The following is a 25,256-nucleotide window of genomic DNA, read 5'->3' as shown; positions in this document are numbered from 1 at the left end:
AAACCCGGAGTCGCAAGGGATTGCATTGACGCCCCGGCCCCTGCCCCCTACCGATAAGGCAGTTATACGGAGGCCGCCATGACCCATGCCCTGCTTGTCATCGATGTCCAGAACGATTTCTGCCCGGGCGGTGCCTTGGCAGTGGCCGGAGGAGACGAAATCGTCGCGTCTATCAATACCATGATGGAGGAGTTCGACGCCGTGATCCTGACGCAGGACTGGCATCCGGCGGGGCATTCTTCCTTTGCCAGCTCGCACAAAGGCAAAAACCCGTTCGAGCTGATCGACATGCCTTATGGCCCGCAGGTGCTGTGGCCGGACCATTGCGTTCAGGGCTCAAACGGTGCTGCGTTTCACCCCGAGTTGCGCACTGATGGTGATTTGATCCTGCGCAAGGGGTTCCGCAGTGGCATCGACAGCTACTCCGCGTTCTTCGAAAATGACCATCAGACGCCAACAGGCCTGAAAGGCTATCTTGAGACCCGAGGCATCACCCGTTTGACACTGGTTGGATTGGCGACCGATTTCTGCGTTCACTATTCGGCTGTAGACGCTGCCCGGTTGGGATTCGATGTCACAGTCCGGATGGATGCCTGCCGCGCGATTGACATGGACGGATCACTGGCTGCCGCCGAGCAGGCCATGCGCGACGCCGGTGTTACGCTGACCTAAGGGGTCGCCCCGGCAGCCGCCAGCAGTTTGATCGTCACAAACAAAACAACGGCCAGCCCAAACGCCAGCCCGATACGCCCCGAAATAGAACGCCGACGGTCCGAAACAGGCTGCTGTGGCTGTGGCGGTGGTTTGCGCACCTGACGCGTGCGCACGATCCCGGCCATGGGCTGCGCCATCCGAATGTAATTCAGAAAATCCCACAGGTTGAACTCGCCGCAATATTCCCCCTGAACGCCGCGCGATTTTATGTTCTCAAACAGAGAACGCAGAATCCTGACCCGGTCCACCTGATCTTCGGCCGGAAACACACCGGGCACGATGCCGCTGTTCCGCGACTCGAGGCTGAACCCGGCATCCAGGAAAATCTTGCGGATTTTCGGCGATGTTCCCCGTAGCGCATCTGCTGTTCTGATGTCGCGAAACACCGCACACACCTGGCGTTCCACGTCAGAGTCTGACCCCAGCTTCTCCGGGTCAATTTCGTTCAGTGCTACATTAACAATATCAAAATCGTACTCGAGACCCATTCACAAACTCAGTTTCGTCTTTCCATCCCCTTCTCTCACTAACCGGCGAAAACAATGCACAATATGCCCGTATTGTGACGTCATGCTGGCATTGTCACCAAATCAGCGACTCTTGCCATTCCCGTTGTCGATTGATCTAACTACGGAAATCGCAGGAGTTCCCCATGGTCGACATCGCGACCCGCGTCTACAATCATAAATGGAAGATTGACCCGATTGTCCGGTCTTTAATCGACACAGACTTCTACAAACTGCTGATGTGCCAGTCAGTGTTTCGAAACAAGCCCCAAACAAATGTGGTGTTTTCCCTGATCAACCGGTCGAATCACGTGCCTTTGGCCCGTTTGATCGACGAAGGTGAGCTGCGGGAACAGCTGGATCATATCCGCTCGCTTAGTCTCAGCCGGGGGGAAAGCACCTGGCTGCGGGGCAACATGTTCTATGGAAAACGCCAGATGTTCCGTTCCGATTTCATGGAATGGTTCGAGAATATGCGCCTGCCGCCCTACCACCTTGAACGCAAAGGCGATCAGTATGAACTGACCTTCGAAGGCAAATGGCACGAGGTCATGTTGTGGGAAATTCCGGCGCTGGCGGTGCTGATGGAACTGCGCTCGCGCGCGGTGTTGAACGACATGCGCCGGTTTGCGCTACAGGTGCTATATGCCCGCGCGATGACCCGCGTATGGGAAAAGATCGAAAAGCTGAGCACGATCAACGGTCTGGGGATTGCCGATTTCGGCACGCGGCGACGGCATTCCTTCCTGTGGCAGGATTGGTGCGTGCAGGCGATGATCGAAGGGCTTGGCCCCGCGTTTACCGGAACCTCAAACTGCCTGATCGCGATGCGGCGTGAGGTTGAGGCCATCGGCACCAACGCGCATGAGCTGCCGATGGTCTATTCCGCGCTGGCCGACACCGATGCCGAACTGGCACAGGCCCCTTATGACGTTCTCAGCGATTGGCATGACGAACATGACGGCAATCTGCGCATCATTCTGCCCGATACCTACGGCACCAAGGGCTTTCTGGACAACGCACCCGACTGGCTGGCGGGCTGGACCGGTATTCGCATCGACAGCGGTGATCCGGCCACCGCCGCCGAGGTGGCCATCGACTGGTGGAAAGCGCGCGGTGAAGACCCGACCCAGAAACGGATCATTTTCTCGGACGGGTTGGATGTGGACAAAATCCAGGAATTGCATGCGCAGTTTGCTGACCGCACCAAAGTATCCTTTGGCTGGGGTACCTTGCTGACCAACGATTTCCGCGGTCTGGTTCCAAATGACTCGCTGGCACCGTTCTCATTGGTCTGCAAAGCCGTATCCGCCAATGGACGCCCGACGGTAAAGCTGTCGGACAACCCGGAAAAGGCGATGGGCCCGAAGGACCAGATCGAACGCTATAAGCGGGTGTTTGGCGTTGGCGCTCAGGAGGCGATCGAGGTGATTGTCTAAGCCAAGGCACAATATCAAACACTTATCCTCAATTCATATGATGCCGGGACTAAACGACTACAGATTGGCGTCGGCAGGATCGGCGATATGGTTTTCGAGGTATTGCAGCACGATGTTCTCGGTGATGGCGCCGTCGGTGGTTGAGAAATACCCCCAGCCCCAGAACCGGCGTCCACAGTAGCGGCTGCGCAGCGCGGGAATTTCCCGTTGCACCTTGTGAGACGAACGGCCCTTCATCTTGCGCACCAGACCCGAGATGGCAATCTTCGGCGGCACCGACACGAACAAATGCACGGGATCGCTCAACAACACCCCGCGCAAGATGTCGACCTCGTTCTCGTGGCAGACCTGACGGACGATGGCGCGCACCCGCAGGCGCACCGCACCGGTCAGCACCTTATAGCGATACTTGGTCGACCAGACGATATGGTACGGTGATAGAAAACGCAGTGCTTGCCAATATCATAACACGATTCTCCGCACTGAATCGGGCCCGACCGGAAGTCGAAGGGTTTGCGTCAAAGCGTGGATACTGAAACTTGTGGTGCCGCTGAAGGGACTCGAACCCCCGACCCCATCATTACGAATGACGTGCTCTACCAGCTGAGCTACAGCGGCGCCTTGAGTCATCCGAAACTGGCCTCTACCGGATGAGATAGCCCATTTAAACTGTCAGCCTAAAGCCTGCAAGACCAGTTATGTCCGTTCGGGCCTTTCCCCCCTTTTCACCAGAGGTTGTCGTCGACGTATTGGGCCAATGATCAATCCAATGGGGCGAGCTTCCAGTTTGTGAAATTTTTGTAACGACGCATGAGTAGTTTTGACTCTAAGTTTATTATTCTATATTTCATGAAATATGATGGAAGAGATAACCGACCAGCTGGCCATCCTTGGCCACCCGCAACGTATCACCGTATTTCGCATGTTGATGCGACGGTATCCTGACACTGTTCCAGCGGGGGAACTGGCGTCGGAACTGGGGATCAAGTCCAGCACCTTGTCGAACTATCTCAACGCGTTGCAGCGATCCGGGCTGGTCAAGCAGGAACGATCCGGGACGTCACTGCTCTATTCGATTGAGATGAAGAACGTGCAGCACATGTTCGATTTCCTGCTCGTGGATTGCTGCCGTGGCCGACCCGATCTTTGCATGCCCTTGGCCAAAGGGCGCGAAACCATGGCTGACCGAAAGTTCAATGTGTTGTTCATTTGCGTGGGTAATTCTGCCCGGTCGATCTTTGCCGAATCCCTTTTGCGAGATATCGGCGGGGATCGGTTCAATGTGTATTCGGCCGGCATACGACCGTTTTCCGAACTCAACCCGTTTGCAATTCGGGTCCTTCAAGACAAGGGGCACGATACGTCGGCGCTCCGCTCAAAGAATGTATCCGAGTTCTCGGGGCCGGGCGCACCTGAAATGGATTTCGTCTTTACGGTCTGCAATCAGGCCGCGAACGAAGAATGCCCCGCCTGGGAAGGCCAGCCGATCAGCGGTCACTGGGGCATGGCGGATCCGGTCAAGGCAGAAGGCACCGATGCCGAGAAAAGCCTGGCCTTTCAAAACGCGTACGGCGCGCTGAAGCGTCGGGTTCAAGCCTTTACATCGCTGCCGGTTGAAAGCCTGGACCGGATCGCACTGCAATCCGCCGTTGATGAAATCGCGCGGTCGCCACTTGAGGATGCGCCATGACGACTTACGCTGTGAACGGCCTTGGCCGAATGGGGAAACTGGCCCTGAAGCCCTTATTGGAACGGGGCGCAAAGATTGCCTGGATCAACGATGCCGTCGGCGACCCCCAGATGCACGCGCATCTGTTGGAGTTCGACACGGTACACGGGCGTTGGGATGCAGAATTCAGCTTTGATGCCGACAGCATCACTGTGAATGGAGCCCACCTGCCGTTCATCGGCACGAAAGACCTGAACACCCTGCCGCTGGATGGCGTTGATGTCGTGATCGACTGTACGGGCGTGTTCAAGACCGAGGCTAAGCTGGCCCCATATTTTGATGCCGGGGTAAAGAAAGTCGTCGTCTCTGCCCCGGTCAAAGACGGCCCGACGGCAAATATCGTTGTTGGAGTGAATGAAAGCACATATGACCCCGCGACCCATAAAATTGTGACAGCGGCCTCTTGCACAACGAATTGCCTGGCGCCGGTGGTCAAGGTGATCCACGAGAATCTGGGAATCCGCCACGGGTCGATGACCACGATCCATGACGTGACCAACACGCAAACGATTGTTGATCGGCCCGCAAAAGACTTGCGGCGCGCACGGTCGGCCCTCAACTCACTGATCCCGACGACCACCGGTTCGGCCACCGCCATCACACTGATCTATCCGGAACTCAAAGGGCGTCTGAACGGTCACGCCGTCAGGGTGCCGCTTTTGAACGCCTCGCTGACCGATTGCGTATTCGAAGTTGAGCGGGCCACCACGGTTGACGAGGTCAACGCCCTCTTAAAAGCGGCGGCTGAGGGTGACCTGAAGGATATTCTGGGTTATGAAACCCGCCCTCTGGTATCTACCGATTACACCAATGACAAACGCTCCTCGATTGTCGATGCGCCCTCGACCATGGTGACAAACGGGACACAGGTGAAAGTCTATGCGTGGTACGACAATGAGATGGGCTATGCGCACCGCTTGGTGGATGTGGCGCTGATGGTCGGGTCCTCGCTGTGACCCAGCGGCCCGAAGGACTGTCGGCTTATGTCGCGGTCACGGCGGCTTATTGGGCCTTCATGCTGACTGACGGGGCGCTCAGGATGTTGGTGCTGCTGCACTTTCACACCATGGGATTCTCACCGGTTCAGCTGGCCTATCTGTTTGTGCTTTATGAGATTGCTGGGATCGTCACCAACCTGGCCGCAGGCTGGATTGCCGCCCGGTTCGGGTTGACGTCCACCCTTTATGCAGGATTGGGGCTGCAGGTGGTGGCGTTGCTTGCCATGACGCAGCTTGATCCGCACTGGACCGTTACCGCCTCGGTCAGCTTTGTGATGATGGTGCAGGGGGCAAGCGGAGTGGCCAAGGATCTGGCCAAGATGTCGTCGAAATCATCTGTCAAGCTGCTGGCCCCGGCCGAGGGCGGCGGGTTGTTTCGGTGGGTCGCTGTGCTGACCGGATCAAAAAATGCCGTCAAAGGGCTGGGTTTCCTGTTGGGCGCGGCCATGCTGGCCACGTTGGGATTCATGGCGGCAATCCTGGTCATGGCGGCGGTTTTGGCACTGATCCTGTTTGCAGTTATCCTGTTCATGCCAGCGGGCCTGCCGAAGGGGCGAAAAGGGGCAAAATTCTCGGAAGTATTGTCAAAATCCGCCAATGTGAACTGGCTATCCGCAGCGCGTGTCTTTCTGTTCGGCGCGCGCGATGTCTGGTTCGTGGTCGGCATTCCGGTCTATTTCTACACCGTCCTGTCGGATGGCACCGACGACGGCAACCGTGCCGCGTTCTTCATGATCGGAACATTCATGGCGCTGTGGGTCATCCTCTATGGCGCAGTGCAGGCCTACGCGCCAAAGATCCTTCGTGCGGCGGATCGAACCGAAGGCGATTTGATCCGCGCGGCGCGCAGTTGGGCGAGTGCCCTTTTCTGCGTTCCTGCGGCTCTAACATTGGCCGTATCGCTGTCACATGGGCCTGAAACCTGGCTGACCATAACGCTTGTGGCTGGGCTGCTGATCTTCGGAGCAATATTTGCGGTGAATTCATCGCTGCATTCCTATCTGATTTTGGCCTTCACCCGGTCCGAACGTGTGACAATGGATGTCGGATTTTATTACATGGCAAATGCAACAGGCCGGCTGATCGGCACGGTTCTGTCCGGCCTGACCTATCAGATCGGAGGATTGTCCCTGGTTCTCGGGACCGCGACCGTGATGGTTGCCCTTGCTGCGCTGACTTCAGGCAAACTGACGGACCAAACCTCCGAAGCACTGACGTGACCGTTTTTGAACGATACCTCTCAGTCTGAATCGCCCTCGCCATGATTGGTGGCGTTCTTATCGGGTAGGCTGCGTAATGTTATTGAAGAACGAACGGTGAGAGTTTTACATGTTTCGGCATTTGCCCCCGCAAAGTTCAGCAAACCAAGACGACAACGCTGGCCGCAGAAACCCGGTATCTGCTAAATTATCCGATTTTTTGGTGACCCCGGCAGGATTCGAACCTGCAACCTGCCCCTTAGGAGGGGGCTGCTCTATCCAGTTGAGCCACGGGGCCGTGCCAGGCTCTCTGTAACCGGGATTTTCCGGGTTGTCATCGCCTTTGCACAATTGTTGTACACACCGACCTGTTCACGCTACCATCGGACAAAACAACAACGCAGGTGCCTCCCGTGAACAGTGAAACCAAACGCCCGCTTACCCTTCGTGATGTGTCCGAAGCTTCCGGAGTATCCGAGATGACGGTAAGCCGGGTTCTGCGTAACCGGGGGGATGTGTCCGACGCCACCCGCACCCGCGTTCTGGCCGCCGCCAAGGAGCTTGGCTATGTTCCCAACAAGATCGCGGGCGCATTGGCGTCCAGCCGGGTTAATCTGATCGCGGTGATCATCCCTTCGCTTTCAAACATGGTCTTCCCCGAGGTGATGACAGGCATCAACCAGGTGTTGGAAGACACCGAACTGCAACCCGTGGTGGGTGTAACCGATTATCTGCCCGAGAAAGAGGAAAAAGTGCTGTACGAGATGCTCTCGTGGCGGCCCTCTGGCGTGATCATTGCGGGGCTTGAACATACCGAAGCTGCGCGCGCCATGCTGGATTCGGCGGGTATTCCAGTGGTCGAGATCATGGACACGGATGGCAAGCCGGTGGATGCGATGGTGGGGATCTCACACCGCCGCGCGGGGCGCGAAATGGCGCAGGCAATCCTGAAGGCCGGATATCAGCATATCGGTTTCATGGGCACCAAGATGCCACTGGATCACCGCGCACGGAAGCGGTTCGAAGGCTTTACCGAAGTTCTTGGCAAGCACGGGATCGAGATAGAGGATCGCGAGTTCTATTCCGGTGGATCAGCCCTGGCCAAAGGGCGCGAGATGACCCAGGCCATGCTGGAACGCTCGCCCGAGCTGGATTTTCTGTATTACTCGAACGATATGATCGGGGCCGGTGGTCTGCTGTACCTGTTGGAACAGGGTATCGATATTCCGGGACAGATTGGCCTGGCAGGCTTTAACAATGTCGAGCTTTTGCAGGGCCTGCCCCGAAAACTCGCGACGATGGATGCCTGTCGTCTGGAAATCGGCCGTCAAGCTGCTCAGATCATCGCCGAACGTCTGGAAAATCCTGATACCGAGATCGAGACACGCGTTACTCTGACCCCCACGATCAGTTATGGTGACACGCTGAAACGGCGATGAACACACCCCTGAAAAGGCTCGACAATCGGGCGGCACGGGCGATCTTCATGGACCGCCACGCTTTGGGCGAACAACCCTCGGGTTCGGCCAAAGGTGTCGCGCTTCTGGATCTGATCCAACGGCTTGGGTTTGTTCAGCTTGACAGCATCAACACCGTTGCCCGAGCACATGACATGATCCTGTTCTCGCGCAGGCCCGCCTATCGCAGCGCCAACCTGAAAAGGCTCTATGAAAGGGACAATGCGCTTTTCGAGCATTGGACGCACGATGCAGCGGTCATTCCGATGGAGTTCTATCAGCATTGGCATCTGCGCTTTCAGCGGGATGCGGATATGTTGAAGGCACGGTGGAAGAACTGGCGGCGGGATGGGTTCGAACAGCAGTTTGACACTGTCCTGCAACACATCCGCGACCATGGGGCGGTGTCGTCATCGGATGTTGGCAAGGATGAAAAGAAGGGCTCGGGCGGGTGGTGGGACTGGCACCCATCTAAAACCGCGTTGGAGTATCTGTGGCGCTCGGGTGCCCTGACCGTCGTTGGTCGGGATGGCTTCCAGAAACGCTATGATCTGACAGAGCGCGTGATTGAAACACATCTCTGCCCCGGCAGCACGCCCTGTGATGCCGAGGGGACCGTGGATTGGCTGTGCAACGCCGCACTGGACCGGCTGGGATTTGCAACATCCGGAGAGTTGGCGGCTTTCTGGGACACCGTCAGCGCGGCTGAGGCAAAAGACTGGTGCGCTGCGGCGCTGGAAAGTGGCGATATTGAAGAAATCGAGGTTACCTGTGCCGATGGGCGCTTGCGCAAGACATACGCCCGACCAGATCTGACGACCGAAGTACCGCAGCCACCAGGCCGCATTCGCGTGCTCAGCCCGTTTGATCCCATGCTGCGCGACCGCAACCGGGCCGAGCGGCTGTTCGGCTTTCACTACCGCATCGAGGTTTTCGTCCCCGAGGCCAAACGAACCTATGGGTACTACGTTTTTCCGCTGCTTGAGTGCGACCGTATGATTGGCCGTATCGATATGAAAGCCCACCGCGATCGTGACCTGCTTCACGTCAAAGCGCTCTGGCCCGAGCGCCGGGTCCGCTGGTCAGATGCCCGTACCCGACGCCTGAACGCCGAGCTGGACCGGGTGCGGCGACTGGCCGGTGTGGAACATGTGACTTTCGCCAAGGACTGGCTGAAAGAGCCCGTTTAGGGTCTATTCTGCGTCTGACAGGGTCAACTTGACCGGCTCCAGCCTATCAATCTTACCTGTCAGAACATCCCCCGCAACGACCGGACCAACACCAGCCGGTGTACCGGTCAGGATCAGGTCACCGGGGCGCAGGTGGTAAAAGCCGGACAGGTGCATGACAATCTCGTCGATCTTCCAGATCAGCTCCTCCAGGGTCGCGTTCTGGCGCAACTCTCCGTTTACGCTTAGCTGAATGCGTTTGTCATCCTCCGGGGTCCAGTCGGTGGCTGGTGTCAACGGGGCAAAGACCGCTCCGTATTCGACGTCCTTTCCCAGATCCCAGGGCCGCTGCTTGTTGCGCTCGCGGATTTGCAGATCACGGCGCGTCATATCCAGGGCGCAGCCATAGGCAAAAACGGCATCCCACGCCTGCGCGCTAGTGGCGCGAAACACGGGCTTTCCAATGGCCAATGCCAATTCCATCTCATGATGGTAATTCTGGGTCCCGGCAGGATAAGGAACCGTCACACCTGAGAGTACGGCGTTCGGGACGGATTTGGTGAAGTAAAAAGGTGCCTCGCGATCCACCTCATTCCCCATTTCGGCGGCATGGGCTGCATAATTTCGACCGACGCAGAAGATCCGTCCAATGGGATATCCGGCCGCCGCGCCGACAACGGGGATGGAGATCGGGTCCGGAAGCGGAAACAGGCTGTTTGGCATGATAGTCCCTGAAGGTTGCGCAACTGCCATATTACGTCTGCCAGACCCGCCAGCAAGCCCAGAAAACACGCTGTATTTCGCCAATCTCGAAGAGGTGTTTCAGCGTGAAACGGCTCAATTCTGACCGGAATGACTGACGCCGTGTCAAAAATTGGTTTCATCAGTTTTTATGGTCTCACCAGTACACAAACAGGTCGAAACAACTCTTGGCTCAGTCCAAATCCGGGCTAAATCCTCAGGTAGTCAGGCCCGCGCCGATTTCGGTGCGGTGTCAAAATTCAGAACAGCAGCTTTGGTAAAGCATTTCACCAAAGTGACGTCGGCAAACCATACGCTGACCCATTTACCGGTCGGCAACTGCCTAAACCAGTTTCGGAGAGTATAGGTGCAAGGCCCCTCCCCCAAGGGTCAAAAGACCCTTTTCAGAGCCACAACACAGGCTTTTCATATACTCCGAAGCACAGGCCGGACCGTCAGGTTTGACGTAACCGGTCTTGGGCCAGGCACCAACGACCAGTCCGGGTCTGGCCGCCCCGTCGGAGACTCCCCCTACAGTTTCCGGCGGGGTCACTGCCGAAGACATCTGATGCAGTGCCAATGATCAGGATTCGAGGTCTTTCAACTCGTTCAGCAGATCCAGCAGGAGTTCATGCTTGTCCGGTCCAAGCTGAGATCGAATACGTTCCGCCTGAGCCGTGCTTGCAGCCAGATTGGCGCGAATGATCTGAACCCCTTTTGTGCTGATCTCAACAACCTGACGTCGTCGGTCTGCCGGATGGCTGCGCCGCGTGATCAGTCCACGGGTCTCCAGCTTTTGCAGAATGCGTGTCAGGCTTGGCAGCAGCAGGCAGGCGCGATCGGCGATATGGGTCGGCTCTTGCGGGCCTTCTTCGTTCAACACCCGCAACACGCGCCACTGCTGTTCCGTGACGCCAGCGTCAGCCAGCATTGCTCGAATGGGTCCCATAACCTTTTCCCGCGCACGCAAAAGCGCAATGGGCAAAGATCGCGACGTCAGAGGGAGATCGTCGGTCATAGAAAAATTATCACCGAAATCCGGGATATAAGCAAGCAACCAGACACACGGCAGCAGCGCCCACACCCGTATTCGCACGTTATGCGAGCCGATTTCAGGCTGGACAATTAGGAACGACCGTTGATGATGCGACCGAGGTCCATTTCATGTCCTTCTCACCTGCACCGGCTCAAATATGAGGTTTCAGCATGTCAGCCCCAAAGAATATGTTCAAACAGGCTCTAATAAAGGGTGAACAGCAGATTGGTTGCTGGATGAGCTTTGCTGAATCCGTCACCGCCGAGATCATGGGAACCGCGGGTTTCGATTGGCTGGTGATCGATGGTGAACATGCGCCAAATGATATCCGCTCGATCCGGGATCAACTGACAGCTTTGGCCAGCAGCGCATCTCATCCCGTTGTGCGGGTCCCTGTTGGAGAGACCTGGCTGATCAAGATGGTTCTGGATTCCGGTGCCCAAACAGTACTGGTTCCGGTCGTTGAAAGCGCCGCGCAGGCGCAGGATCTGGTCCGTGCCTGCCGTTATCCGCCGGACGGGGTGCGGGGTGTTGGTGCAGCGGCATCGCGCGCCACGATGTATGGGTCTACAAGTGACTATATCCAGACCGCAGATCAGGAAATCTGCCTGTTGTTGCAGGTGGAAACCCGCGCCGGAGTGGCCGCGTTGGATGACATTCTTCAAGTCGAAGGTGTGGATGGCGTTTTCATCGGTCCCGCTGATCTGTCAACCGACATGGGGTACAAGGGCAACAGCGCCGCACCCGAGGTGCGTGCGGTCATCGCGGACGCCCTGGCCCGGATCAAGGCCGCAGGCAAAGCGCCGGGCATCCTTGCCACCAATGACGAAGCGCGTCAGGCCTATCTGGACATGGGCGCCCAATTTCTGGCGGTCGGCATTGATGTGATGCTGCTGGCACAGGCGGCACGCGCGCTGGCCGCGCAATGGAAACCTTCTTAGACACTCAAGTGCGCATGGCCGCAGCGGCCTGCGCATAGCCGCCCGAGGCTCCATCAACAAAATGCACATGGTCATCCCGGGTGGCCGAGGGGACGATACATGTCATCATCGCCTCGTCCTGTGCGTGCAAACCGTATCTGATTTTCCCCCGGCGACGCGCCTCTTCAAGCAGGTGTTCGATTTGGCGCAATGTGTCCGGATCGCAGTCGAGCGTCATTTTCAACCCGTCATCAAACTTTCTGTAATCGGCATTGCTGCTGACCATATGTCTGTAATGGTCCGGCTCAAAGCGTCCCATCCGCAGGCCAGTTTTGAACAATACCGCGATCAACAGGTTCTGAACCAGCAGGACGACTTTGTGCAAAATCACATGACGCCCGTTGCGCGACACATGTGCGTCAATGTCAAGGCCGGGCGGAGGCCATGTCATGGGCGGACCCTTTTCCGACACCGGATGGCCTGCGCGCTCAAGCGCTTCCGACGCGGACAAGACGGATTGCGCAAGATCGGCAAAGTCCCGTTCGGTTGCTGACGGTGTGGGCTGTACGACCAGTGAAACAATCTGACCGTGACGGGCCGGGCTGTTGGACCACCTGCAAGAAAGGCCTGTCAGGTCCGGCTGCGCACCTGGCCCTGCGGGTGTGACCATATTTTGCCCGGCTTTCATCCCGGCCTCGGCCCAGGCCAGACCACCGCCGGAAAACATGGCGTAGTCCACTCCGGTAGAGGGTGCATAGCGAGCAACGCGCAGATCCTTACCCGCTTTGCGAATATCAGCCACCGACACCAGCGCCGTCCGTAATGGCATGGAGAACTCTTCATCTGCCCAGCGCCGCAAATCAGCCAGCGTAGTCCGGGCGGTTTCAGCTTTTCCAGGCGGGACAGCAAACCCCGCCCCATCGCCGCCAAAAACATACGGAAACAACGCGCCGTCCATTGCATTGATCATGGCCGAAATGACCGCAGCGCCCACAGTGTTAACGGTCTTGTACCGGCCCCGCGCAATTTCGCCCGTTGAATCGACAATGTCGGCAACACCCAGAACCCAATCATCGGGCAGTTTTGAAAACTGCGCAGGGTCTGACAGACGGGTAAAATCGCGCTGCAAGGGAAGGTTTTCGTAAAATGCAGACTGGAGGTCTTTCATGCTCCCCCTCGGAATCAATGTTTTGACAAAGATAGCCGGAAGGCGAGCCATGTCCTGATTTTGAAACATAATACACAGGCTTGTGCGTTGCATCACGGCGTGCCAAGCATTTTCCTCGGACGAGCAGGAAAGGGCTAAATATGCAGGCAGGTTTGGTGGTTTTATGCCTGGGCTATGTGCTCAGCCAGTTTTTCCGTGCCTTCCTTGCGGTTCTCAGCCTGGATCTGGAACGTGACATCAGTGCCGCGCCCGAAGATCTGGCCTTTGCTTCCGGTCTTTGGTTTATCGTGTTCGCGGTCATGCAGATCCCGGTCGGATGGGCGCTGGACAGGATTGGCCCCCGCCTCACGTCCGCCGCGCTGCTTCTGGTGGGCGGGGCAGGTGGAGCGGCGGTTTTCGCAGTCGCAACAGCGCCCCTGCACATCAGCATAGCCATGGGCCTGATCGGTGTCGGGTGCTCTCCGGTCCTAATGGCCTCCTACTATATCTTTGCGCGTGAATACCCCCCGGCGCGGTTTGCCACATTGGCCGCCGTGATGTTGGGCGCAGGGTCCGTTGGAAATCTGGTGGCTTCTTATCCAACCGCGCTTGCCGTGGAATGGATGGGGTGGCGCGCAACGATGGTCGGGCTGGCCACAGTGTCCGCCGCAATCGCATTGGGCCTGTGGCTGACAGTTCACGACCCGGCGAAGGTCGAAACAGAACACAAGGGATCCCTAATGGATCTGCTGAAGGAGCCTGCCCTGTGGCTGATCCTGCCCCTGATGCTGGTTGCCTACGCCCCCGCTGCCGCGCTGCGAGGGCTTTGGGCCGGGCCTTACCTGAATGACGTCTTTGGCTTAAGTGCCACTCAGATCGGCACTGCAACGCTGATCATGGGTGCGGCTATGATTGCGGGCACTTTTGTTTACGGACCGCTGGACCGCGTTTTTGGTACCCGGAAATGGGTGGTTTTCGCTGGCAACGCACTGGGCGCAGCTGCGTTGGGCTTGCTCTGCCTGTGGATCGAGGATGCAACATGGCTGTCTGTCCTGCTGATGGCCGTGATCGGCTTTACCGGAGCCAGCTTTCCGGTCATCATGGCTCATGGCCGTGCCTTCGTGCCACCCCATCTGGTGGGGCGTGGTGTGACATTGCTGAATCTTTTCGGCATCGGCGGCGTTGGCATTGCTCAATTCGTCACCGGACGTATTCACGCAGCCACCGTGCAAGACGGATCAGCGGCACCCTACACCGCAATATTCGGGTTTTTTGCGGTCACCCTTGCCATTGGTTGCGTGATCTATCTATTCAGCCGCGATAGTGTGGATTGACGCAGCCATCAGGAGAGCCTGTTGAAAGACCCCATTGTCATAGCCCCAAATCTAAAACGCAGACTTTCGGGCGTAACGGCTACCATAGCAAGGCTGGTTCCGCTGCAAGCGCAATGGATCGATATCGCCGCCACTGGCCCGGGTCTGCCCGCCGACACCCCGCACATCCCGCTTGGTCGACTGCCTTTCCTGTCGCGTCGTAAATGGCGGGTCTGGCACGCGCGCCGCAACACCGAGATGTTGCTGGGCCTCATCCTGCGCGATGTGTTCCGGTTGAAACTCAAAATGCTGTTCACAAGCGCGTCCCAAAGGCCGCACACAGGCTATACCAAATGGCTGATCGGAAAGATGGATGCGGTCGTTGCAACCTCGCGCAAAACCGCAGGGTATCTTGAGCGAGACTCGCAGGTGGTGATGCATGGCATCAACCTAGAAGACTTCGTTCCGCCTTCAGACAAGGCCGCCGTCCGTGCTCGGTTGGGGCTGCCGGATGGGGTACTGTTAGGGTGTTACGGCCGCATTCGACACCAAAAAGGCACTGATGCCTTTGTCGACGCCATGATTGACGTGTGCGGGCGGTTCGACACAGTGTCAGGCATCGTCATGGGCCGGGCAACCGAGAAACACACCGCATTTCTGGCCGAACTGAAGGATAAGGTCGCAAAGGCTGGCTTGTCGGATCGCATCCTTTTCAAGCCCGAGGTGACCGTAGATCAGGTTGCTGAATGGTATCAGGTTCTGGACCTGTTTGTTGCGCCACAAAGGTGGGAGGGGTTTGGTTTGACCCCTCTCGAAGCAATGGCCTGCGGTGTTCCGGTTGTAGCCACAGATGTCGGTGCGTTCTCCGAGATCATTACTGATCCATCCTTTGGCAAAGTGGTGACCCCCGATGACGTTCCCGCCTTGGTCGAGGCGATTGCCCAGATGTTGAAATGCAATGATTCCCTGTCACAAGCGGGTCAGGCATCCCGCACCCATGTCGAGCAGAATTTTGACATTCAGGGCGAAGCAAAGACGCTGGTTGCGCTATATGAACGACTTTTGAACGATTGAACCGCTTGAATTCAGCATCAGTCGTTGAAAACCCCGCTGATAGCCCTTTTTTCTTCGCCGCAACGCGGCTATGAACGCGCGTCCTTAACTTTGGAGACATGAAATGGGCTATCGCGTCGTAGTCGTCGGCGCCACGGGCAACGTGGGCCGCGAAATGCTGAACATTCTGGCTGAACGCCAGTTCCCGGTTGATGAACTTGCCGCCCTGGCAAGCCGTCGCTCGCTGGGTACCGAAGTAAGCTTTGGCGACAAGACCCTTACGACCAAAGATCTGGACACGTTTGATTTCACCGGCTGGGACATGGCGCTGTTTGCCGTGGGTTCCGAGGCGACCAAAGTCTACGCCCCCAAGGCAGCTGCGGCGGGTTGTGTGGTGATCGACAACTCGTCGCTCTATCGCTATGACCCGGACATTCCGCTGATCGTGCCGGAATGTAACCCGCAGGCGATCCACGACTACAAGAACAAGAACATCATCGCCAACCCCAACTGCTCGACAGCGCAGATGGTTGTCGCACTGAAGCCGCTGCATGACCGCGCCAAGATCAAGCGCGTTGTTGTGTCGACCTATCAGTCAGTTTCGGGTGCCGGCAAAGAGGGCATGGATGAGCTTTGGGATCAAACCAAGGCCGTCTACAACCCAACCACCGAAGTCGCTCCGAAGAAGTTCCAGAAACAGATCGCCTTCAACGTCATTCCGCAGATCGACGTCTTCATGGAAGACGGCTCGACCAAGGAAGAGTGGAAGATGGTTGTCGAGACCAAGAAGATCGTCGATCCGTCGATCAAGGTCACCGCAACCTGCGTCCGCGTTCCGGTCTTCGTCGGCCATTCCGAGGCCGTGAATATCGAGTTCGAGGAATTTCTGGACGAAGACGAAGCCCGCGATATCCTGCGCGAAGCGCCGGGCATCATGGTGATCGACAAGCGCGAAGCCGGTGGCTACGTCTCGCCCATCGAGTGCGCAGGCGACTTTGCCACATTCATCAGCCGCATCCGCCAGGATTCGACCATCGAAAACGGTCTGAACCTGTGGTGCGTCAGCGACAACCTGCGCAAGGGTGCCGCCCTGAACGCGGTTCAGATCGCCGAACTGCTGGGCCGTGAGGTCCTGAAAAAGGGCTGACAATCCAGCCTTTGCAAAAACTAAAAAAGAAACCCGCTGTTTGATCAGCGGGTTTCTTTTTAGAAAGCCAAACTTGCGGAACAAGACTGGCTTTGTGCATCAAGCATTTGGAATGTTGATAATATATTCAAACTACAATATTCAACTTTTCTGATCCGATAAAGCGTTGGACTTACTAAAACACTATCTCGGTTAATTAAATGGTGAACCGCCGTGGCTCGAGCCTTTTTCGATAAGCTAGAAGCAATCTTACGTCCAACTCCCAAAATCCGTATCGAAAATTTCGAGCGCGACCCAAAAGTAAGCTACGTCTCATCTAATAGCCCATTGAGCCAAGGCCCGTTAGGTTCAGAAATCGCTCGAACAGGACGCCTAAACTCGAATGAGTTTGCCGCCTGCATTGAAGAACTCAATCTTCCTCATACTCACCATCGCAAGTATTGGGAGCTGGCTTTCATTTTACAAGCTTTGCGCGAACGCGACCTACTCCAGCCCGGAATCAAGGGCTTGGGTTTCGCAGTTGGTAAGGAAAGAATCCCTGCCTACCTCGCAGCGAAGGGCTGCGAAGTTCTAGCGAGTGATCTGGCTGACAACAACAAGGGTAATGAAGGTTGGGAGACAACTGGCCAATGGAGCGCATCAGTCGAAGATTTACTTTTCTCTGAGATCTGCTCAAAGGAATTATTTAAGAAGAGCGTCAAATTTCGCCCCATTGATATGAACGATATTCCCAGCGATATCTCAGGGTACGACTTTACCTGGTCCACGTGTTCTTTCGAGCACTGCGGTTCTCTCGAACTCGGAGTTCGTTTTTTGGAGAAACAGATGGACTGCCTGCGTCCCGGTGGGGTCGCTGTGCATACAACGGAATTCAACCTATCATCAAACACCCGGACGTCAAAAGGCGGAAAGACCGCAATCTATCGCCTACGTGACATTGAAGATGCTGTGAAACGCCTTCAATCCAAAGGACACAAAGTGGAGCCGTTGGATATTCGCTTAGGCGACGATCCACTTGATTTAACCGTGGACAGGCGCAAAGGGGATCCAAGACAGTACTCTGGCACCAAGCACATGCGATTGCTGATGAAGGGGTACGTTACAACTTCTATAGGCTTGATAATCACTAAGTCTACAAAGCCAGTGCTGCGTTAGTTTAAGAAACGCGCAATGAAATTGTGTTGAATAGACCCGAGAATTTTCGGCACCTCGGGTGGCAACCGTTAATCAGAAAGCAAGGACGACAAAACCTTGCATCTGGGCTCGAAGCGGACCTCCGGTAACTTACACAGACCCACTTTCATCACCCGTTCCTCTCTAGTGGAACCTTTAGGCTCATCAGTCCGAACGAAATGTTCAAATACCGGTCCTGAATTCGGAACATTCCCCCGACCAGTTGACAAATTCAGGCGTGCTTGCCAGCTAAGCACGGATCTGAACGCAACGGATGAGACAGAGCAGACAACAGGTGGTGCCCTGCACAGGGCATCAGAGGCAGAGCATGGGAAATTCGACCAAACGCAGAATTGGAAGATACCTGATCTTAGGATGTACAGGCATTCTGGTTGGGCTTATCCTCATCGGGTTTACCGGGCAATTCCTGGCGGTCGGAGATTCCTTTGCGCTTTTCCGCCCACAAGCCGGCGTTCTGCTTTTGCCGTGTGCCGCGATCCTGCTGTATATGCGCGCCAGATACCTTGCTTTGGTCACCCTGGCCTTTGCCGCCGTTGCTGTCGGATCAATCGCAACCAGTTTCGCCGCCCCGCCCAAGGACTGCGACGGTCCGTGTCTGACCCTGTATCAAAAGAACCTTATGAGCCGGGCGTGGCCCCGGTATTCGCTGGCCGACGACATCATTGAATCCGATGCTCAGATCGTGACGTTGCAGGAAGTCTCGAGTCACAACCGTGAATACATGAGCAACCTGTTCGAGCATTACCCCGAAAAGGTGATCTGTGAGTTTCGTCCCGAACAAAACGTTGCCATCCTGACAACTTTGCCGATTGTCGAAGGGTCCGGGTTCTGCCTGAAAGGTTATGGTCTTGTCGGAATACAAGTCGAAGCCCCGGACGGGTCTTTGGTCTGGATCGTATCGATCCACCTGAACTGGCCTTTTCCTTATGACCAATCAACCCAAAGCCGGATCATTGCGGAACGCATTGCGGATCTGGATGGCCCGGTTCTGATAGCCGGGGATTTCAACATGGTTCCTTGGGGTGCAAGCGTCCGGCGGATAGCGGCGGCAGCAGACAACCAGAGTTTTGGGGCCGTCCTGAACACTCATGATCTTGGCAGCTGGCACCTACCGTTGCCAATCGACAACCTTTTGCTCCCGAAGGGAACAACCGGAACAGTCGAACTGCGCCCGTTCATGGGATCCGACCATTTCGGCAAATTCGCGCGGTTTCGTTTGGATTGATCCGCGAGGCCCCCGCTGCCTTGGTGGACATACCAGAACGTATGTCGCGATCCCAAGAAGGGTCTAGGTGTTATTTTCGATCAGCACTTTCAGATTATTCAACCCCCGCTCGTAATCGCCGCCAACCCATTTATCCATCATCACCCCCATCCAGCGGGACATGGGGTTGAGCCCCAGATCGGATTCGAACCCCCAAGTCACATTGGTTGCGTCACCATCGGGTTTCAGAGTGAACGAAGCCGACGCCGTGCCCATCTGCCCAAAGTCCAGATCTGTTTTGACCAGTTGATTTTCCACGCTTTCGACGATTTCCTGCGACCCCGTACCGACCTGTGCGTGATCCGAGCTCCAGTTCAACTTGTTACCGACACCTTCCTCGGGGCCACTGTAGCTTAGTTTCGTCTCCGGATCGCGTGACAGCCAGGGTGACCATTTCTCGGTCGCTTGCATGGAATTCACAAACGGAAAGATCACTGCAGCCGGGGCGTCGATGGTGATGCTGCGGGACACTTCCGCCTTGCCGGGCAACACGTATGAGACGGCGACGAACAGAAAAACAAGAAGGCACAGCCCTGCGAGAATTCGTTTAAGTATCTTCATAGCAAGCTCCAAAATCAAACGTCATGTGTGGAGCATACGAAAAAACGGCCCGGAATCAGAGCCGTATTCCGCATCATTTTTTCACTATGAACTGTCGTCAGACCGGAACGAATTTCTTCTGTATGGGGTCGAAACTCTCTAACCCGCCAGCGCCGATATCGGTCCACAACCCGTGCAGGCTCAGGGTGCCCTGTTCGACCGCTGACGAGATGAACGGGAACGTCATCAGGTTTTCAAGCGACGCGACAACCGACTGGCGTTCCAGCTGTCGGGCTTGTTCGAGGCTGTCTTCGATATCAGCGACAAGTTCGAATTTTGGCTTCAGAATGTCCATCCAGCGGCCGACAAAGCTTTCTTTTGCATCCAGTTGCGGCGCCTGACCCTTGCACATGTCGATACAGCCCTGAACGCCACCGCATTGCGAATGGCCAAGAACCATCAGATGCGCAACCTTGAGAGAAGTGACGGCGTACTCGATTGCTGCGCTGGTACCGTGATGATCGCCGTCCGGCGCATAGGGTGGCACCAGATTGGCGATATTGCGGTGGATAAAGAAATCGCCCTGATCCGCACCGAACATCGAGGTCACATGGACCCGGCTGTCGCAGCAGGAAATCACCATCGCCCGGGGCCGCTGCCCTTCATCTGCCAGCCGCTTGAACCAGACCTGGTTTTCCGAATATGTGGTCGCTTTCCAGCCGTGATACCGCGTGACCAGATAGCTCGGCAAAGGTTTGGCAAATTCCATTACGGTGTCCCCGTTCTTGTCGCTGACCGATCCTCTAAACCGAATTCTAGGAAAATTCGAGCAATTATCCGATTTCTCTGCAAGGTTTTGCAAAGGAATTTGTCACCAGTATCAAACCTGCGCCGTGGGGGCGTCAGAATTAGGGTGAATGTGGTGGAAAAAATAATCACGCTTGAACACAAGGAATCCGTCCGTCTGGATTCGGATCAACTAAGTGGCCTTTACCGTCAACTGGGCGACAAGAACGCGCTGGATGTGCTGTGCCGCACCATCGAAGAACTGGCAGTGCGCCTGTCGAACTGCGAACGCTTTTGGCGTCAGCGCGAATGGGCCGAACTGCGCAAATGCGCAAGGTCCCTGGTCGCGATTTCCGAACAGGTCGGGATGACGGTTCTGGCCAGGGTTGCAGGGGACGTGGCGCAGGCCGTCGATGCCGGTGACGCGGTAGCCGCAGGTGCAACGCTGGGACGTCTGATCCGCGTTGGTGAGCGATCATTGACAGCCGTCTGGGATCAACAGGACCTTTCCGTCTGACAGGGGTTGCGGGCAGAATATGCGCGGCTAGTCTGTGCACAGAAACAATCTGTCGAGGCGCCCATGACACTGTCCTTCGCCCCATCCTCTGACCCTTCCGTACCGCTTCATGTGATCGCGCAGCCGGATTTGGACGGCTGGCTTCTGGATCAGCCTGAGCGCGTGAAGTCCTGGGTCGCAGCAAACGGGTTTTCCGGTGCGCTGGGGCAGGTCCTGCTTGTGCCAGCCACGAACGGCGCAATTGAATTCGCGCTGGCCGGTTACGGAACCGAAGAAAAACGTGTGCGCAAACGGTTCCCCCTTGCCGCGGCGGCCATGGCCCTGCCGGAAGGCACCTACGGCATTGCTTCGGGCATTCCTGCGGATTTATTGGAGATGGAGTGTCTTGGCTGGCTGATGACCGCCTATGCTTTTGATCGATACGTGTCCCAGACCGGAGGGTCAGCGGCATTGATTGTGCCTGATGGCATCAACGCCGCCCGTATCGAGGCCATGGCAAATGCCGAGGCTCTGACGCGCGATCTGGTCAACACGCCCACTTCGGACATGGGACCGGATCAGTTACAGCAAGCGGTCGAGGTTCTGGCGAATGAGTTCGGCGCGTCTTGCAAGGTGATCACCGGCCATGCGCTGCTGGATCAGAATTTTCCCATGATTCACACGGTAGGGCGGGCCGCGGCGCAGGCCCCCCGGCTGATCGAGCTGAACTGGGGCACTAGTGGCCCCAGACTGACACTAGTGGGCAAAGGTGTATGTTTCGACACCGGCGGGCTGAATTTGAAACCGGGCGCTTCCATGGGCCTGATGAAAAAAGACATGGGCGGCGCGGCCAATGTGCTGGGACTTGCCCGGATGATCATGGCGCTGAACCTTCCCCTGCAACTGCAGGTTCTGATCCCGGCCGTTGAAAACGCGGTATCAGGCAATGCCTTTCGCCCCGGTGATATCCTGACCTCACGCAAGGGCCTGACCGTTGAAATCAACAACACCGATGCCGAAGGGCGTCTGGTTCTGGCTGATGCGCTGACTTTGGCGGATGAAGGGAGTCCCGATCTGGTGATCTCGATGGCGACGCTGACCGGTGCGGCGCGCGTGGCCGTGGGCCCTGATCTGGCACCGTTTTACACCGACGACGAAAGCTGCGCCGTGGCCTTGGCACAAGCGGCCAAAACGTCTGCTGATCCGGTCTGGAGAATGCCCTTTCACACACCCTACGAGGCGATGATCGAACCCGGCATTGCCGATCTGGACAATGCCCCCTCGGGCGGGTTTGCCGGGTCTATCACCGCCGCGCTGTTTCTGCGCCGGTTCGTAGGGTCCAGCCGCTATATCCATTTTGACATCTACGCGTGGCAACCCAGCAATGAACCCGGCCGCACAAAAGGCGGTCTGGGTCAGGGAACACGCGCAGTGCTGTCGGCCTTACCGGAGGTATTGGGGTTATGACCAAGCACCGCATATCCAAACCGGTCGTCGACCTGTTACGTGTTCCTGACGGACCGCGTGACCGGCAGTTGCTTTTGGGGGACACGGTTCACGTCGCAGAAAACAACGGCGGGTGGAGCAGGATCGTCGCGGAAAAAGACGGATATGCTGGTTGGCTGGAAACAGACAACCTGTCCGAGGATATGCCTGCAACACATTGGATCAACGCGCCCGCAACACATGCCTACGTAGCCCCCGATATCAAAAGCCGCGATCTCGTATCCCTGAGTTTCGGAAGTAAAATCCATGCGACTGCCGAAACGGATCGGTTTGTGCAGACCGAGTTGGGTTTTGTCCCAAAGGTTCACACGGCCCCAATTGCAGAAAAGCCGCGTGATCCGGTTGCCGTGGCCGAGCTGTTCCTGGGCACGCCTTATCTGTGGGGCGGAAACAGCCGGTTCGGCATCGATTGTTCAGGGCTTGTTCAAACCGCGCTGCTGGCCTGCGGTATTCCCTGCCCCGGCGACAGCGGCGATCAGGAACAAGCCTTGGGCGCTGTCCTGTCAGCTGAATCACCTGCGCAGCGTGGGGATCTGCTGTTCTGGAAAGGGCACGTGGCCTGGGTTTCGGGCGACAACATGATTTTACATGCGAACGCCAGCCATATGGCGGTTGTGTACGAGCCAATGGACCGGGCGATTCAGCGCATTCAGGATCAGGGCGACGGGCCTGTTACAGCGCGAAAAAGGCTCTAATCCGGGTTTACGGCCCGGATGAGCTTGCGTTCCAGCACCCGCAGTACCGCGCGCAGATCATGGCCGCGTTTCAGGATGCGGCCATCCATACCTATGACTGAGTACATCCCCTGCCGGGACTTCAGGCGCGGGTGCTTTTCGACGCGGTAGATCGGGTGCTCAGCGGTGCGACGGAAGATCGAGAACACTGCCATATCGCGCAGGTTTGAGATACCATAGTCTCGCCACTCTCCAGCGGCGACCATCCGTCCATAAACGGACAGGATTTGCGACATCTCATGCCGGTCAAAGGCCACGGGCATCTGCGCTGCGTTTGCCGAAAACCGGTTGGGAGGCTGCATGTTCATACCGCCAGCCTTGCCGGAAATCATGTTTGAATCAAGCCTGATGCGCTGTTGCCCGGCTTTTACAACACAAGTGTTACCGCCGACCAACCTGACGGCAGATCAGGATTACCGGCAGCAGGCCGACCGCCAGAATGACCAGCGACGGCACGGCGGCGCCCTCAAGCCTCTCATCCGAGGCAAGCCTGTACGCCTGTACGGCCAGTGTGTCGAAGTTGAACGGGCGCATGATCAGGGTGGCAGGCAATTCCTTCATCACGTCCACAAAGACAATCAACAGCGCGGTCAGCAGCGACGGCGTTAAAATGGGCAGGTGAACGCGCCGCAATGTTCCCAGCGGGGTTTGCCCCAACGACCGGGCCGCGGCATCCATATTGGCATGAACCGTGCTTTGACCCCCCTCATATGCGCTGAGCGCGGCGGCAAGGAATCGCACCATATAAGCGGCGACCAGCAACCAGATTGAACCGGTAACCAACAACCCCGTGGACACATCGAATGTCTGCCGCATCCAGGCATCCAGCGCGTTGTCAAAGCTGGCGAAAGGTACAATCAAGCCGACTGCGATGACGCCACCGGGCACGGCATATCCCAGCCGCGCCATGTAGGCCGTCGCCGACGACGCGCGCCCGGGTCTCAGACGTTGAAAGAACCCGACACAGATCGCCGCAAAGACAGTGACGACCGCGGCCGTGCCAGCAAGGATCAGCGAGTTCTGGATGAAACCGATATAGCGCCGCGACAGCAGGTTCTGTTCCGATTCCAAACCCATCTCGACCAGTATGATAACGGGCAACAGAAACCCGAAGATAACGGGTATCGTACATAACAGGAATGCCGCGACAGCGCGAAGACCGGTCAGGTGTTCCGCCGGTTGGGCAGCATGTTTCTTTCCGGCCTGATAGTATTTTGCCTTACCGCGCTGGGTGCGTTCGGCCACAGCCATGATCAGTGCAAAGACAAGCAGGCACCAGGCCAGCTGCGCCGCCGCCGCACGGTCGGCCATTGAAAACCAGCTGGTGTAAATCCCGGTCGCAAAGGTCTGCACACCGAAATAAGACACGGTTCCGAAATCGGCGATGGTTTCCATGATGGCCAGTAACACACCACCGGCGATTGCCGGGCGCGCCATCGGCAGCGAGACGCGCCGAAACGCCAGCCATGGATTGTTGCCCAGCGCCCGAGCAGCCAGAAACGCCGAAGCACTTTGTTGCAGGAACGCAGCCCTCGCCAGCAGGTAGACATAAGGGTACAGCACCAGAATCAGCATCACCGCAGCGCCCCCGGTCGACCGGATTTCAGGGAACCAATAGTCGCGCGGCCCCCAACCCGTTACATCCCGCAAAGTGCTTTGAACGATACCCGGATGATCCAGAATAAAGGTGTACGCATAGGCAAGCACATATGCCGGAAAAGCCAAGGGCAAGACCAGCGCGATCTCAAGGATCCTGACACCGGGAAAGCGGGTCATCGTCACCAGCCAGGCAGCGCCCGTGCCGATACTGAACGTACCCGCCGCGACCAGCACCACAAGGATCAGGGTCGTCACAGTATAGCTGGGCAGCACCGTTTCCATCAGGTGCGAGATCGTATCTGTCCCGCCCGTCACTGCCGCCAGAACCAAGGCCACCATGGGCAACAGGCATGCGGCAGCCACAAGATAGGCAACTGCGGCCAACAGCCGTGTGCCGCGTACACCGCGATTGCGTGATCCGTTTTCTGAATAGTCGATCTGGGCCATTATCCCGGCTTTTGATTGGCAAAGGCTTAGGGTACGCCTTTAATCGACCAAAATGCTCGGAAACACCAGTGCGTCGGTCAACAAATCTGCGGCACAAACTGCCGCAGACCTGTTATTCACCA

At 56.9% G+C, this 25,256-nt stretch carries 24 protein-coding genes, 2 tRNA genes and 1 pseudogene; 16 read left to right on the top strand and 11 right to left on the bottom strand.

The window, feature by feature from the left end:
- Positions 1-78 precede the first annotated feature (78 nt).
- Entirely contained in the window at positions 79-672 is a 594-nt protein-coding gene (pncA, locus tag ACR0M9_RS05875; RefSeq protein WP_480487026.1) for a bifunctional nicotinamidase/pyrazinamidase, read from the top strand.
- On the opposite strand, the gene ACR0M9_RS05870 is transcribed toward pncA, so the two are convergent.
- On the bottom strand, positions 669-1,202 hold the full coding sequence (locus tag ACR0M9_RS05870; RefSeq protein WP_480484547.1) for a hypothetical protein: 534 nt from the start codon (positions 1,200-1,202) through the stop codon (positions 669-671). The two genes, pncA and ACR0M9_RS05870, sit on opposite strands and share 4 nt — an antisense overlap.
- Positions 1,203-1,366: 164 nt before the next feature.
- Between ACR0M9_RS05870 and pncB the strand changes: the two genes are divergently transcribed.
- Positions 1,367-2,659, top strand: coding sequence for a nicotinate phosphoribosyltransferase (gene pncB, locus ACR0M9_RS05865; RefSeq protein ID WP_480484546.1), 1,293 nt, complete (start codon positions 1,367-1,369; stop codon positions 2,657-2,659).
- Positions 2,660-2,716: 57 nt separating this feature from the next.
- Here pncB and tnpA read toward each other — a convergent pair.
- Positions 2,717-3,147, bottom strand: a pseudogene (gene tnpA, locus ACR0M9_RS05860) (IS200/IS605 family transposase).
- Between the two features lie 54 nt (positions 3,148-3,201).
- A tRNA-Thr gene (locus ACR0M9_RS05855) sits at positions 3,202-3,277 on the bottom strand.
- 238 nt (positions 3,278-3,515) lie between these two features.
- Between ACR0M9_RS05855 and ACR0M9_RS05850 the strand changes: the two genes are divergently transcribed.
- Genes ACR0M9_RS05850 through arsJ form a run of 3 tightly spaced genes read left to right on the top strand, consistent with a single transcriptional unit; the run spans position 3,516 to position 6,606 of the window.
- Positions 3,516-4,349 carry an arsenate reductase/protein-tyrosine-phosphatase family protein gene (locus ACR0M9_RS05850; RefSeq protein WP_480773082.1) on the top strand — a complete coding sequence of 278 codons (834 nt, stop codon included), beginning with the start codon at positions 3,516-3,518 and terminating at the stop codon, positions 4,347-4,349.
- The gene (locus tag ACR0M9_RS05845) at positions 4,346-5,344 is read left to right on the top strand and encodes an ArsJ-associated glyceraldehyde-3-phosphate dehydrogenase (RefSeq protein ID WP_480773081.1); all 999 of its coding nucleotides are present in this window, start codon (positions 4,346-4,348) and stop codon (positions 5,342-5,344) included. The genes ACR0M9_RS05850 and ACR0M9_RS05845 overlap by 4 nt, the downstream gene beginning before the upstream one ends.
- Positions 5,341-6,606, top strand: a complete 1,266-nt coding sequence (gene arsJ / locus ACR0M9_RS05840) for an organoarsenical effux MFS transporter ArsJ (protein WP_480773080.1) — start codon at positions 5,341-5,343, stop codon at positions 6,604-6,606. Before ACR0M9_RS05845 ends, arsJ begins: the two co-directional genes overlap by 4 nt.
- A 200-nt stretch (positions 6,607-6,806) precedes the next feature.
- Here the strand turns inward: arsJ and ACR0M9_RS05835 are convergent.
- Positions 6,807-6,883 (bottom strand) — tRNA-Arg (locus ACR0M9_RS05835).
- A gap of 115 nt (positions 6,884-6,998) precedes the next feature.
- Here ACR0M9_RS05835 and ACR0M9_RS05830 point away from each other — a divergent pair.
- Together ACR0M9_RS05830 and ACR0M9_RS05825 are read left to right on the top strand one after the other, a co-directional pair.
- A complete protein-coding gene (locus tag ACR0M9_RS05830) occupies positions 6,999-8,024 on the top strand; it encodes a LacI family DNA-binding transcriptional regulator (RefSeq protein WP_267366879.1) in 1,026 nt (341 codons plus the stop codon).
- Positions 8,021-9,232, top strand: a complete 1,212-nt coding sequence (locus ACR0M9_RS05825) for a winged helix-turn-helix domain-containing protein (protein ID WP_480773079.1) — start codon at positions 8,021-8,023, stop codon at positions 9,230-9,232. Before ACR0M9_RS05830 ends, ACR0M9_RS05825 begins: the two co-directional genes overlap by 4 nt.
- A 3-nt stretch (positions 9,233-9,235) precedes the next feature.
- Here the strand turns inward: ACR0M9_RS05825 and ACR0M9_RS05820 are convergent, their stop codons facing one another.
- Both ACR0M9_RS05820 and hpaR read right to left on the bottom strand, forming a co-directional pair.
- Positions 9,236-9,934, bottom strand: coding sequence for a fumarylacetoacetate hydrolase family protein (locus ACR0M9_RS05820; RefSeq protein ID WP_480773078.1), 699 nt, complete (start codon positions 9,932-9,934; stop codon positions 9,236-9,238).
- Positions 9,935-10,535: 601 nt separating this feature from the next.
- Positions 10,536-10,970 (bottom strand): homoprotocatechuate degradation operon regulator HpaR, encoded by a 435-nt coding sequence (hpaR, locus tag ACR0M9_RS05815; RefSeq protein WP_209506956.1) that lies wholly within the window; start codon positions 10,968-10,970, stop codon positions 10,536-10,538.
- Positions 10,971-11,158: 188 nt separating this feature from the next.
- Here hpaR and ACR0M9_RS05810 point away from each other — a divergent pair, with 188 nt between their 5' ends.
- Positions 11,159-11,929 carry an HpcH/HpaI aldolase family protein gene (locus ACR0M9_RS05810; RefSeq protein ID WP_480773077.1) on the top strand — a complete coding sequence of 257 codons (771 nt, stop codon included), beginning with the start codon at positions 11,159-11,161 and terminating at the stop codon, positions 11,927-11,929.
- A 4-nt stretch (positions 11,930-11,933) separates the two neighbouring features.
- Here ACR0M9_RS05810 and ACR0M9_RS05805 read toward each other — a convergent pair whose 3' ends face one another.
- Positions 11,934-13,076 (bottom strand): DUF3095 domain-containing protein, encoded by a 1,143-nt coding sequence (locus ACR0M9_RS05805; protein WP_480773076.1) that lies wholly within the window; start codon positions 13,074-13,076, stop codon positions 11,934-11,936.
- Between the two features lie 140 nt (positions 13,077-13,216).
- On the opposite strand from ACR0M9_RS05805, the gene ACR0M9_RS05800 reads away from it, so the two are divergent.
- From ACR0M9_RS05800 to ACR0M9_RS05780, 5 genes are all read left to right on the top strand, one after another.
- Entirely contained in the window at positions 13,217-14,389 is a 1,173-nt protein-coding gene (locus tag ACR0M9_RS05800; RefSeq protein ID WP_480773075.1) for an MFS transporter, read from the top strand.
- 21 nt (positions 14,390-14,410) lie between these two features.
- Positions 14,411-15,442: a glycosyltransferase family 4 protein gene (locus ACR0M9_RS05795; RefSeq protein WP_480487005.1), complete on the top strand. Its 1,032-nt coding sequence runs from the start codon at positions 14,411-14,413 to the stop codon at positions 15,440-15,442.
- A gap of 103 nt (positions 15,443-15,545) precedes the next feature.
- Positions 15,546-16,568, top strand: a complete 1,023-nt coding sequence (locus ACR0M9_RS05790) for an aspartate-semialdehyde dehydrogenase (protein ID WP_267367255.1) — start codon at positions 15,546-15,548, stop codon at positions 16,566-16,568.
- Positions 16,569-16,781: 213 nt separating this feature from the next.
- On the top strand, positions 16,782-17,723 hold the full coding sequence (locus ACR0M9_RS05785) for a class I SAM-dependent methyltransferase (RefSeq protein ID WP_480482420.1): 942 nt from the start codon (positions 16,782-16,784) through the stop codon (positions 17,721-17,723).
- Positions 17,724-18,069: 346 nt separating this feature from the next.
- Complete coding sequence (locus ACR0M9_RS05780; RefSeq protein WP_480773074.1) at positions 18,070-18,987, top strand: endonuclease/exonuclease/phosphatase family protein; 918 nt, start codon at positions 18,070-18,072, stop codon at positions 18,985-18,987.
- Between the two features lie 63 nt (positions 18,988-19,050).
- Here ACR0M9_RS05780 and ACR0M9_RS05775 read toward each other — a convergent pair whose 3' ends face one another.
- Both ACR0M9_RS05775 and ACR0M9_RS05770 read right to left on the bottom strand, forming a co-directional pair.
- Entirely contained in the window at positions 19,051-19,587 is a 537-nt protein-coding gene (locus ACR0M9_RS05775) for an SRPBCC family protein (protein WP_480482424.1), read from the bottom strand.
- 97 nt (positions 19,588-19,684) lie between these two features.
- Positions 19,685-20,335 carry a carbonic anhydrase gene (locus ACR0M9_RS05770; protein WP_267363919.1) on the bottom strand — a complete coding sequence of 217 codons (651 nt, stop codon included), beginning with the start codon at positions 20,333-20,335 and terminating at the stop codon, positions 19,685-19,687.
- 144 nt (positions 20,336-20,479) lie between these two features.
- Between ACR0M9_RS05770 and ACR0M9_RS05765 the strand changes: the two genes are divergently transcribed.
- From ACR0M9_RS05765 to ACR0M9_RS05755, 3 genes are all read left to right on the top strand, one after another.
- A complete protein-coding gene (locus ACR0M9_RS05765; RefSeq protein WP_267363938.1) occupies positions 20,480-20,869 on the top strand; it encodes a hypothetical protein in 390 nt (129 codons plus the stop codon).
- A 63-nt stretch (positions 20,870-20,932) separates the two neighbouring features.
- Positions 20,933-22,315: a leucyl aminopeptidase family protein gene (locus tag ACR0M9_RS05760; protein ID WP_480773073.1), complete on the top strand. Its 1,383-nt coding sequence runs from the start codon at positions 20,933-20,935 to the stop codon at positions 22,313-22,315.
- Positions 22,312-23,049, top strand: a complete 738-nt coding sequence (locus ACR0M9_RS05755; protein ID WP_480773072.1) for a C40 family peptidase — start codon at positions 22,312-22,314, stop codon at positions 23,047-23,049. The genes ACR0M9_RS05760 and ACR0M9_RS05755 overlap by 4 nt, the downstream gene beginning before the upstream one ends.
- On the opposite strand, the gene ACR0M9_RS05750 is transcribed toward ACR0M9_RS05755, so the two are convergent.
- Entirely contained in the window at positions 23,046-23,396 is a 351-nt protein-coding gene (locus ACR0M9_RS05750) for a DUF2794 domain-containing protein (protein WP_209598949.1), read from the bottom strand. The genes ACR0M9_RS05755 and ACR0M9_RS05750 overlap by 4 nt on opposite strands.
- A 73-nt stretch (positions 23,397-23,469) precedes the next feature.
- Positions 23,470-25,134: an ABC transporter permease gene (locus ACR0M9_RS05745; protein ID WP_480773071.1), complete on the bottom strand. Its 1,665-nt coding sequence runs from the start codon at positions 25,132-25,134 to the stop codon at positions 23,470-23,472.
- Positions 25,135-25,256 lie beyond the last annotated feature (122 nt).

This window comes from Ruegeria sp. CH2 (genome assembly GCF_056537065.1).
This window is presented reverse-complemented; position numbering and strand designations above follow the sequence as displayed.